The organism is Paracoccus haematequi, assembly GCF_900631945.1.
GTDB lineage: Bacteria > Pseudomonadota > Alphaproteobacteria > Rhodobacterales > Rhodobacteraceae > Paracoccus > Paracoccus haematequi_A.
Window position 1 is genome coordinate 1 of sequence record NZ_UZWE01000078.1, and the last position, 9,681, is coordinate 9,681.

Annotated in this window: 9 protein-coding genes; 6 read left to right on the plus strand and 3 right to left on the minus strand. The window is 59.3% G+C overall.

All coding sequences use genetic code 11. The features are described from left to right. The 5 genes from PARHAE_RS20050 to PARHAE_RS20075 form a co-directional block, all read left to right on the plus strand. Window positions 1-467 (plus strand): hypothetical protein (locus PARHAE_RS20050; protein ID WP_206437037.1); only part of this gene is annotated, 467 nt, incomplete at its 5' end. Further along, window positions 449-874 (plus strand): hypothetical protein, encoded by a 426-nt coding sequence (locus PARHAE_RS20055; RefSeq protein ID WP_126156272.1) that lies wholly within the window; start codon window positions 449-451, stop codon window positions 872-874. The genes PARHAE_RS20050 and PARHAE_RS20055, both read left to right, overlap by 19 nt. After that, window positions 867-3,539, plus strand: a complete 2,673-nt coding sequence (locus PARHAE_RS20060; RefSeq protein ID WP_126156273.1) for a hypothetical protein — start codon at window positions 867-869, stop codon at window positions 3,537-3,539. Before PARHAE_RS20055 ends, PARHAE_RS20060 begins: the two co-directional genes overlap by 8 nt. Window positions 3,540-3,957: 418 nt before the next feature. After that, window positions 3,958-4,773, plus strand: a complete 816-nt coding sequence (locus PARHAE_RS20070; protein WP_126156275.1) for a hypothetical protein — start codon at window positions 3,958-3,960, stop codon at window positions 4,771-4,773. A gap of 84 nt (window positions 4,774-4,857) precedes the next feature. Further along, complete coding sequence (locus PARHAE_RS20075) at window positions 4,858-5,388, plus strand: hypothetical protein (RefSeq protein WP_126156276.1); 531 nt, start codon at window positions 4,858-4,860, stop codon at window positions 5,386-5,388. A gap of 21 nt (window positions 5,389-5,409) precedes the next feature. Here PARHAE_RS20075 and PARHAE_RS20080 read toward each other — a convergent pair whose 3' ends face one another. Both PARHAE_RS20080 and PARHAE_RS20085 read right to left on the minus strand, forming a co-directional pair. Then, on the minus strand, window positions 5,410-6,543 hold the full coding sequence (locus tag PARHAE_RS20080) for a hypothetical protein (RefSeq protein ID WP_126156277.1): 1,134 nt from the start codon (window positions 6,541-6,543) through the stop codon (window positions 5,410-5,412). A gap of 6 nt (window positions 6,544-6,549) precedes the next feature. Then, on the minus strand, window positions 6,550-7,260 hold the full coding sequence (locus tag PARHAE_RS20085) for a hypothetical protein (protein WP_126156278.1): 711 nt from the start codon (window positions 7,258-7,260) through the stop codon (window positions 6,550-6,552). A 548-nt stretch (window positions 7,261-7,808) separates the two neighbouring features. Here PARHAE_RS20085 and PARHAE_RS20090 point away from each other — a divergent pair. Then, on the plus strand, window positions 7,809-8,768 hold the full coding sequence (locus PARHAE_RS20090; protein WP_164555333.1) for a DUF4238 domain-containing protein: 960 nt from the start codon (window positions 7,809-7,811) through the stop codon (window positions 8,766-8,768). A 279-nt stretch (window positions 8,769-9,047) separates the two neighbouring features. Here PARHAE_RS20090 and PARHAE_RS20095 read toward each other — a convergent pair whose 3' ends face one another. Then, window positions 9,048-9,503, minus strand: a complete 456-nt coding sequence (locus PARHAE_RS20095; RefSeq protein ID WP_126156280.1) for a helix-turn-helix domain-containing protein — start codon at window positions 9,501-9,503, stop codon at window positions 9,048-9,050. Window positions 9,504-9,681 lie beyond the last annotated feature (178 nt).

Sequence of the window (9,681 nt, forward strand, 5' to 3'; positions counted from 1 at the left end):
CCCCCATACCCCCTTGGGTTGGAAGCCGCCCCTTGGGGGTGCGGCACCACCCTAAAAGAGGCGCAGCCGCCGCCTTCTTCTCGGCTGTGCCTGCGCCAATCCTCGACCATTCGTCAAAATTCCTCGAACTCTCGGAGAAATCCAAAATGACACTGAAGAAGCCCCACCCGACTTACGACAGCCCGCAAGGCCCCGTGAAGGATTTCGTCCGATACATCGCCGAGGACGATAGCCCAGTTTGCGCCGATCCTTTTGACGTTCAGGTCGAACGCGCCCGCCGCAGCTTGCGGGAGGGCGAAGATTTCCTGGTCGACATGGGCGATGGAGCCGGTCCGCGGCTTGCGTCGGTCGTCCTCGAAGAAGTCGCCAATCCCGTCACATGGGCGGCGATGCTGGCCAGGATCAACCGCAATATCGACCTCACGGCGATGGGAGAGGAGGCTGAGCAATGGCCCAAGCAGCCCTGATTGCAAACATGGCATCGGCCGGCTTCGGAGCAGTCGGCGCGATGCAGGCCGCAAAGGCCGACAAAGCCCAGGCGGAGCGGAATGCCTTCATCGGGCGCACGCGGGCGCTTCAGGCGGACACCGCAGAACGGACTGGCCTCAACGATGAGCTTTCCACGATCCGCGCCACGCTTGCCGCCAACGGTCAGACAGGCGGCACATTCGAGATCATGCGGGCACTGCGCGAAACGCGGGGCCGGGAACGTCGCGTCGAGGTCGGCAACCGGATGCAGGAAGCGGCCGACTGGCGGATGCAGGGCCGTAATGCGCTGGTGAAAGGCCGGGCGGAGGCCCTGACAAGGCTGCCCGAGTTCGGCCTCAGCCTGTTCAAACTGTCCCAGATACGCCGTGGAGGATCCAATGGCTGAACTTCGCAAGATCACGAAACGAGCGCCCCTTTCAGGCTTTTCACAGGTTGGGCCAGAGGGCGGATCTGCGTTCAAGGCCTTTGCCGATGTGGCGCAGCAAGGGTATCAGCTTCTCAAGCCAGCGCTGGACGCCGCAGAGGCAGAATACGGGGCCGAGGTCGCGCGGCGCCAAATCGGCCAGAATGCTTATCCCCTTGCACCCCAGTCCCAGCCCGCGACTTCGGGAGGCGATCTGGGCAGCTTCTCCCCTGATACGCCGGGGCAGAGCGGCGGGCTTCTCGGGCTGATCGACCGCACAGAAGGGGGCGGCAACTACTCCACCCTGTTCGGGCACTCACAGCGGGAGGGCGGGGCCTTCGCCGGAATGGACGTGTCCAAGATGAGCATCGGAGAGGTGCTGGACTTCACCAAGCCTACCGGAGCCTATGCCCAATGGGTCGCGAAGCAGGTTGGCCGGGTGGCGACCCCCACGGGTCGGTTCCAGATCGTCGGCTCCACGCTGCGCAACGCGGTGAAGGCTCTTGGCCTGGGCATGGATGCCGCTTTCGATGCCACGACGCAGGACCGGATCGCGGCCCATCTGGCAAGCAACCGCCTCCGCAGCGCATCATCCCCGGAAGGCAAGCGCCAGGCGATGCGGGCGGAATGGGAGGGGTTCAAGCACGTTTCCGACGCTGAACTCGACCGCGCCATTGCAGACTTTGAGGGGCAGGGATCGTCCATCGGTCGGGATGCCAGCGAGTTCCCGCAAGGGACCGCGCCCGGCGCGCCAACCGTTCAGGACAGCGCGGCGGAAGTGCTGGCGCCGCAGGCCCCTCCAACGCTGGTCCGCACCTCTGAGGGCAAGATTGAGCCCAGGATGCATTCGCCCTTGGCAGAAGGCTTGATGCTCGCCACCAGCGCGGCAGCGCAGACCGGCTATCTGTCCGAGATGCTGGTGCAGGGCGGGACCGACATCATGGGCTTGTCGCAGAACTTCGCCGGCAATCCGGCCGGATTTCAGCAAGCGGCACAGGCCTACATCGATCAGGCGGTGAAGGCGGCGCCGGCGATGATGAAAGGCGAGCTTCGTTCGCGGCTGACGCAGGACAGCCAGCGTCGGTATCTCGGCATCATGGAGGAACATCAGCGCGAGGTGCGGCAACGGGCGAACAACTCTTCCACCGCGCTCTACCAGCGATACCAGAACGACTATGCCGAAGCCTTGGCCGCTGGAAACTTCGATGAGGCCGCATCCGCCCGGGGATTGCTCGAAGATATCCTGACGGCGCGCGAGAGCCTGCCGGGGGTGGCTTGGACGCGAGAGCAATCCGAGAACGTGATCCTGGGCGCGCAGGACACGGCAGCCCGCATCGCAGAGCAGAACCGCCAGAAAGTCAGCGCCGCTGTTGGTGGAGAGCTTGATGTCATGATCCAAGCCGCGGATGCAGGCCGACTTGCCGGGGGAGAAGCCTTACTGGACGATCCCCGGACCTGGGAACTGCACCCTGAGAAAGCGCGAGAGGCTGCATCGAAGATCGCGCTTCGTGAAGCCTTGCCTGGCTTTTACCAGCTACCACCATCTGAGATGGACGCGGTGATTGCGCAGGAAGCAGCAAGGCCAGTGGGAGAGGGCTGGGAACTTGATCTGCTGAAGCCCATGAGGGACGCACGGGATCTGGCTGTGCGCGACCTTCTTTCCGATCCCATCACCTACGCCCAGGAACGCCTGGCGCAGAAGCCGCCCGCGGTCGATGCGATCAACATGGAGGATCCGCAATCCTTTATCGCGTCGCTTGCCGCACGCCGGGAATATGCGAACGGCATGGTCGAGGCCGGGTTCGTTACCACGCCCGCTTTCCTGTCAAAGGCTGAAATCGGCACCCTGTCTGCCGCACTGGCAAAAACCTCTCCGGTGGAGATGCGGGCTGCTGTGGCCGGGGCCATTGTCTCAGGCTTCGGGGAAGATGCTGCCCAGGTCTTCAAGGCGCTGAATACTGATGCCGTCACCACATGGGGCGGCGCTCTCATGGCTAAGGGTGGGCCAGGCAATATCGTGGCCGAGGCGCTGCAGGGACAAGCGATCATCGACCAGCACCAGGCGCAGATGCCAGAGGAGAAGGACTGGCGGACCATCGTTCAGGACAGCTTCAGGCCTGCGCTGGCGGGGCTGCCCCTGGATACCGTGCAGGCAGAGGCGGACCTGATGCAGTTCGCCAAAGCGCTCTATGCCAATCGCGCCGCTGCGCCCGGTTTCGACGGAGACGAAGCCGTCATGACAGAGGCAATCCAAGCGGCCCTGGGACAGTCTAGGGATCCACGGGGCGAACCCATCGGGGGAGTGCAGGAGTTTTTCGGCAATCAGGTGCTGATGCCGATCGGGATGAACGCAGAGAGCACGCAGAAAGCTTTCGAGGAGAAGCTTCTCGGCGGTGCCTGGTCCCCTCTTGGTCCTATCTGGGGGATCAACGAAGATCAGGCTTCAGCCTTTTGGGAGAAGATCGGCGGCGGAGAGCCGTTCATTGGCGGCGAACCCCTCCCACTCCCCATGATCCAGAATGGCGATATCCGGTTTGTCCCTGTCGGCGGCACTCGCTACCGGATGGAAGTGCAGCGTTCGGGGGCGGCGCTGGATGTGCATACCCCCGAGGGTGCCCTCTACATCGTCGACCTGGCACGGATTTAGACTGCGCTGGGCGCGGTTAGAGGGCCGGGGCTATCCCAACCCCTGGAACTGCCCAACCCAGCGTAGCGCAGCCTCAGACGTCACCCTGCGGACGGCTGGACAGGGTGACTGACAGGTCGAAGGGGCTAGTTCGGATCCGAGTTCATCTGAGCCTGAAGAAACTGCCTCACCATTTCAGGCCGCGAGGGTTCTGGCTCAAGTTTCGCGCGCTCTGCATCGAGCCAGCTTAGCAAGTCCGGTGCAAGACGGACCATCACAGGGACGCCCTGACCGGTCGCGGGGCGTCCCATTCTCTTTTTGGTATCATTTTGTGCTTGTTTGGCCATGGACATTATGATACCAAAATAGACGAGCCGAGCAAGTGCTACCAACACCTGCCCGGCCCTAACCGAAACCCGATCTGTGAAGGAGATCGAGCATGGCTGACATTAGCCATAACACCCCCGGCATGTCTGGGGAAACCATCACTTCTCGCATCATCCGTCTGTCTGACGAAGCTCAGACTGACATCTTGCGTCTGCTTGCGAAGCATCAGGCATTGACGGAAGAGGCCGAGCGTCACATCCAGGCTGGCCATGCTGATGAAGACGGCCAACGCTTTGCTGCTCAGATCGCTGACCTTGAGGACAAAATGATGGCGCTTCCCAGCACATGCGCCGCGGACTTCGCCGCCAAGGCAATCGCGCTGACCGCAAACGGCCAATCCCTTCCGCGGCAGGATCAAGAACCCTTCTGGGCGGAGGCCCGCGCGCTGGTCGAGGAGGGTGCCAGGCCCACTATCCCCGCAACGCGGATGGGGCGGCTGAAATTCGCAGCCGATACACTGGGGCTTGATCTGCCTGAGAACCTGAAGACCAATCTGTTGGCGGAGGATGCCTCCCTGCAGACAGAGGTCCTGCTGTTCTGTGCCGCCACCGGCGTCAGTCTGGATTTCATCTATTTTGCCGATATCAAGCCTATGCTGCGGAGCGCATTTAACCGCAGGCATGACCAGCATCGGGATCCGGATCAGGCGCGCACCGAGAAGGACATGAGCGAGGCCACCGAATACCTCGACGGGCTCCAGCGCAAGGCGGTGAAGGCCCGCGGTCTTATGGGTGCCATTGCCGCGCTGGGCGACGAACCTGAGGAGGAGGATACCCTGTTCGAGTTGGTCGATACCGCCACCCGGATCCTGGGCGACTTGGAGCGAGGGTTGGATGCCGTTAGCCGCCCGGCCGCGCTGGTATCCTGATCTGCCACTCCCCTTTGATCATCCGGCGCGCGGTCCAGATCGCCCGCCGGCGTTCTCAGTTAAGCCCAGGTAGGGGCACCATTCATGGACGGATCTTATTTCGTTAATCGAAGCTGGTCGGATCGCTTCATTCCTGAAATTCGGCGGATCGTTGGCGCACACCTGTTGCAGATCGCGCCTGATCACCTCGATATGCGCCAGGCAACTGATCTGCTGATGCTGGACGGCAGGGATGTGCGGATAGCTGCCCGCGTTCGGCGCCATGGCTATGCCGGCCGCTACCCCTACGATTTCACCATCCGCTCGCGCCTCCCCTCTGGCAATCAGACCGAACTGGCGAAGATCGTGAACGGGGAAGGGGACTGGCTGTTCTACGGTCATGCCAACGCGGCCGAGACAGGTTTTGATCTGTGGTGGCTGCTGGACCTTCGCGCTTTCCGCGCTGGGCTGATCCGTCAGGCGTCGAACAGCTTCCCGATATCGTCAGGTGATCGCCGCAATTCAGACGGTACGTACTTCAAGTGGTTCGATATCAGATCGTTTCCCGATGAGCCGCCTCTGGTGCTGGCGACATCAGGGCTGCGCCCGTCCGTTTTATCCGATCAACCCGGCTAGTAATTTTGGGACCATCTCCACTTACCTGCCGCACTCAGCTAGCCGTTCTTCTATTCGCCCTGGAAGATCAGCGAACTTCGCGACCAGTTTACCTGCGAAAGGCTTATGATCCCGGAAAAGGTCTGCCATTGCCTTGTCACACCGAAAAAGATCACAGTCGGGAACGTAGCACAATTGCGCAATGTCCATGAGGTCGGAAGGCTTAAAACTGTAATCCTTCCGAAGCGCCTTGAGCATATAATGCCCAACATGATCGGCGCGACCTTTACCAACATGATCTTCTATATTCAGAATGAGATCTGTCGGGTCAAGAGTTGGCCGCGGCATCGGCTTCGTGAGCCGCCTAGCGGCGGCTTTATCAAGCCCTGCTTCGGTCAATTTTCTTCGATGTTCACGAATGGAATTGTCCAAGCTATCTAGCGTATTGATAGCCTCTTGTACCTGCTTTAGGGCGCACTCCATTTTGGTAATGCTCGGACCAATAAATTCGTCCAAAAGATTTGGCTTGTCGGCGTAGTCGTAGACAAGCCGGCTAAATTCGGCAGGATCTGATAACCAGCGGTTCAGCCGTTCCTCAAATTCAGCATCCGAGCACTCGCCCCTGAGAAAGCGCGCCATTACCCCGCTTTCCAAGAACTCGTCCGAAACAGGGATATCGCCAAAGTCTTCCCGTTTGGTCCCCCAAGTGGAGGAAGTATTGCGAAGGATTTTCTTAAGTGTCGAAGGTGTCTTAAGGCGACGGCGCTGGGAACGGTTTAGGTTGCGCTCCTCTGTAACAAGTTGAAGATAGTGCTTCTCCATTTGCTGCCGAAACCACTTGGCGGTTACAACTCTACCATCAGGGGCCGTTAGCCATAGGCCCTTGTTCGGGAAGCGAGCGCCCTGCTTCAACGCAGTGAAAAAGGGAAACGCATTCTGCCCACAGATGTCTTTGACTAGCTGTCCCCTACGGACACGCTCTTCGCGGTGCCTGTCAGTTGGTCGGGTTATAAATTCAAGGATAGTTACCCAAGAGTAACCGATTACGATGTTGCCTTGGTCCCGGAAGGCTATGAGTTGCCGCAGGATCGTATGCGCTGGCCCATCATCAGGCTCATTGAAAATGCGGATGTAATCTTGGGTGTCGAGGTAAACTATAAGGGGTGAAGGCGTCATGAACCGTCAGGCCGTACGCTTTCCGCAGCAGTAACGAAACTGCCGCCCCGAGTTGCACTGGCATCCACGTTTTCCCAACTCCACTTTCCACGCTTGGGATAAGGACGTGTGGGCTTCCCAAGCAATGTGCCGCATGGTCGCCTTTTCCATGCCAATAATATTTTCTTCAGGACCTGTGCCAATCGTAGCGATGAAGCCGCCAAAGTGTTCGTGGACGAGTGCGAAGTAGTTTTCCGGAACCCCGTCAGGATCTGAGTGAGCGCCCCCATCTTGGTTGGCTAAAGCCAACACCAGGTCCCATCGTGTAAGGCTCTGTTCCTGACCCATTTCTCGTAGTACGATAACCCTCTCATCTTGCCACTCCGAAGCTTTCAAATAGCGAGAAGGAGCGAAGGGAAAATCGTTCAGCAGTGGAACATAGACTGTTTCATCGTCTCCCATCATCATCATGGCCAAGGGAAACTCGCTGATCAGGTTTCCTGCGGCAAGCCGGCATCTGCTTAGGAGCGGGGTGTCCTGCAGATGGACCTGCTCGACAAGCGGGTGCGAAGTCCGAGACTTGTGAAGCAAAGTCCGAAGCGCAACAGCCATACGGAGCACTTCGTCGTGAGCGCCAGCATCATAGGCCTCCATTGATCGTTGCAGGAAGCCAAGCTGCGAGACAAAGCGGGACTCTATGGCGCTTATCGGCACCGGAACCTTCTTCTGCTTGGCCATAGTCTCGCTCCTCTGTTGATCTGGGAGCCATCTAAACCATGAACCTCGCTTTACGACAGGTCCACTTCACTCACCTTTGGCACAAACGTTGGGCGCGTCCCTTCTGCTCCCAGGAAGAGGGGAGGTGCGGCCGAGTAGCTGACTGTGACAGGGCAGGGACGGCTTGCAGGTGATCGCGCTGTGCCGCCCGTGAGGAACTCCACCAATCAGGCCACCCACCGTCAGCTGCATTCACGCTGATGGCCAGCGTTTATTGGCCGTGTGACGGATTGAGGATCAGCGTGATAGGTTACGGCACGGCTGACTTGGCAGCAGCAAATTGCATGTTGTCTGCGCCTGGCTGCCGCTGCGCGCTGATCTACTGGCTCTTATGCCCTCTCTGTATGACGAATAGAGCGCGCTGGGGCTGATGAAGCATTTGGGAGCGATGCTGGGGCAGGAGAAGTCTAGCGGGCTTGTAGTGAGATCCTCTGCCCCTTCTTTGTATCGTCTGGCGGCGTATTCAGCGAAGAGATAGTCTGGCTCCATCAGTCCAGGACCGTCTAGACGTGGCCGAGAAAGCAAATCATCATTTCATACCCCAGTTCTACCTGAGAAATTTCGGTGACGGTGGCGACCCCCGGAAGGCGAAGGTTTTTGTTTACGACAAGTCGACAAATAAGACCTTCCGAACGACGGTCAGGAACGTCGGAAGCAAGCGGCACTTCAACCGCGTCGATGTCGAAGGCCATGACCCTAACTCGATCGAGGATGCTTTCGCCGAGATGGAGGGTAAGATCAGCCGTGATATTTCGGATGTGATTGCAGCAAGGTCCTTCCCATCGGACGATCACTATTCGTCGGTGATAAACCTGATCGCTTGGATTTCTCTGAGAAACCCTCGGATGCGGGCAAACTTGGAGGATTTTCACCGCCGGATCGCTGAAGGGGTAATGGGGCAAGTCCTGTCTACGAAGGAGCGCTACGAGGCAATCGGCCGGCAGATGCGAGAGGCAGGACAAGAGGTGAAGGACGTCTCCTATGAGGAGGTCCGAAGGTTCTACGAGAGTAAGGAGTATGACATCGAGATCGACCAGACGCATCTGATCGGACTCGAGTTACGGACACTCGACACGATCCTGGAGCCCCTTGCTTACAGAAAATGGACGTTCGTGAATGCGATGCCGGGCGAGCAGTTCATCACGTCAGACGAGCCAACAGCCCTCATCTTCTCAAGAAATGAGCTCTATCGACCGCTCATCTCGCCCGGTCATGGGCTACGTGAGACGCTTCTTGTGTTTCCACTGTCTCCAGAGGTGGCGATAATCGGCGCGTTCGAGGACAACCTGGATTTGCCAGGGCTAAAGTTTGATACAACGACTTGGGTAAACTCGATCATCATGTGGTTCGCGGACAGGCAGATTTACGCGCGCGACGGTTCGTTCAGGGTCCACGCCGGTGCTCACCTCAATCTGAAAGGAGAAGATCTACCGCTCCGTCTTGCTGCGAAGAAGACCTCAAAGACGTAACACTCCCCGCTTTCACCGCCCCTTTAATTTCTCTCTCCTCATCCCCGTCGCCACTATGGGTTAGTCTGTCGATAGCATTTATGCGGCGGACGATGGTCGGCGCCGTCGGCTCTTGACTGCACCAGATGCCAAGGGCGATGGGTGTCTGCTTCGTGGTAGCCGCCTGGAAATCTGGGACGTCAAAGCCTGACACTTACACCGCATCTGCATTTGCTGCGGCCGTTGCAAGTGTCGGAAATGGGCTCGGAGCCGATACCCAGCTTCCGTCGGGATCTCATGTCAGGTGGGAAAACCAGTGTCTGGCTCTGCGTCCCCGCCCTCGATCTCCACGACACGCGCCCCTGGCCGGACAAATTCATAGCCGCCATGGTGGGTTGTGCTGGCGTCAACATGGACCGAGACGGCCGGCGCTTTCCCATCCTGAGATAGGATCTCGATCAGCTTTACCTTGATCCGGTCCTCTGTCTTGTCGCTGTTGAGCATCTCCATGGCGACGTCCAGCGCCCGGGCCCGGTGAAGCGCGCGCTTGGAGTTCACCTCCGCCACAAAGCGCGCTTGGGTCTGGCTGAGCAGATCGGACACCGCAGGACGTTGCAACGCCTTGGCGAAGCCTGTTCGGGAAAGTCCGGCCTCTTCTGCCGCGGCGGCGATGGAAAGGCCCTTGCAGACACGCGCCTCAATGGCAGCACGGACCTTCGGGGAAATGCGGGGGGCGGGGCGGGGTTGATTTGTCATGTGGCCATGTAGCCTTGCGGGCGCAGCCTTGAGGATGCACCGGCAGCAGCAGGCCTCTAAGGTTTCCGCAGATAACGATCGATCGTAACCGGCCGATTGTTACCGCGGCGGTTGAGCCTTGAAGCGTTGCGCGAGTTCAGGATCGCTAACGAAGTCGTCGAGGAACTGGTGCCAGGTT

What these genes read in the sequence shown, in the direction of transcription:
- PARHAE_RS20055 (WP_126156272.1), top strand. Translation starts at nt 449, where the DNA reads ATGGCCCAAGCAGCCCTGATTGCAAACATGGCATCGGCCGGCTTCGGA.
- PARHAE_RS20060 (WP_126156273.1), top strand. Translation starts at nt 867, where the DNA reads ATGGCTGAACTTCGCAAGATCACGAAACGAGCGCCCCTTTCAGGCTTT.
- PARHAE_RS20070 (WP_126156275.1), top strand. Translation starts at nt 3,958, where the DNA reads ATGGCTGACATTAGCCATAACACCCCCGGCATGTCTGGGGAAACCATC.
- PARHAE_RS20075 (WP_126156276.1), top strand. Translation starts at nt 4,858, where the DNA reads ATGGACGGATCTTATTTCGTTAATCGAAGCTGGTCGGATCGCTTCATT.
- PARHAE_RS20080 (WP_126156277.1), bottom strand. Translation starts at nt 6,543, where the DNA reads ATGACGCCTTCACCCCTTATAGTTTACCTCGACACCCAAGATTACATC.
- PARHAE_RS20085 (WP_126156278.1), bottom strand. Translation starts at nt 7,260, where the DNA reads ATGGCCAAGCAGAAGAAGGTTCCGGTGCCGATAAGCGCCATAGAGTCC.
- PARHAE_RS20095 (WP_126156280.1), bottom strand. Translation starts at nt 9,503, where the DNA reads ATGACAAATCAACCCCGCCCCGCCCCCCGCATTTCCCCGAAGGTCCGT.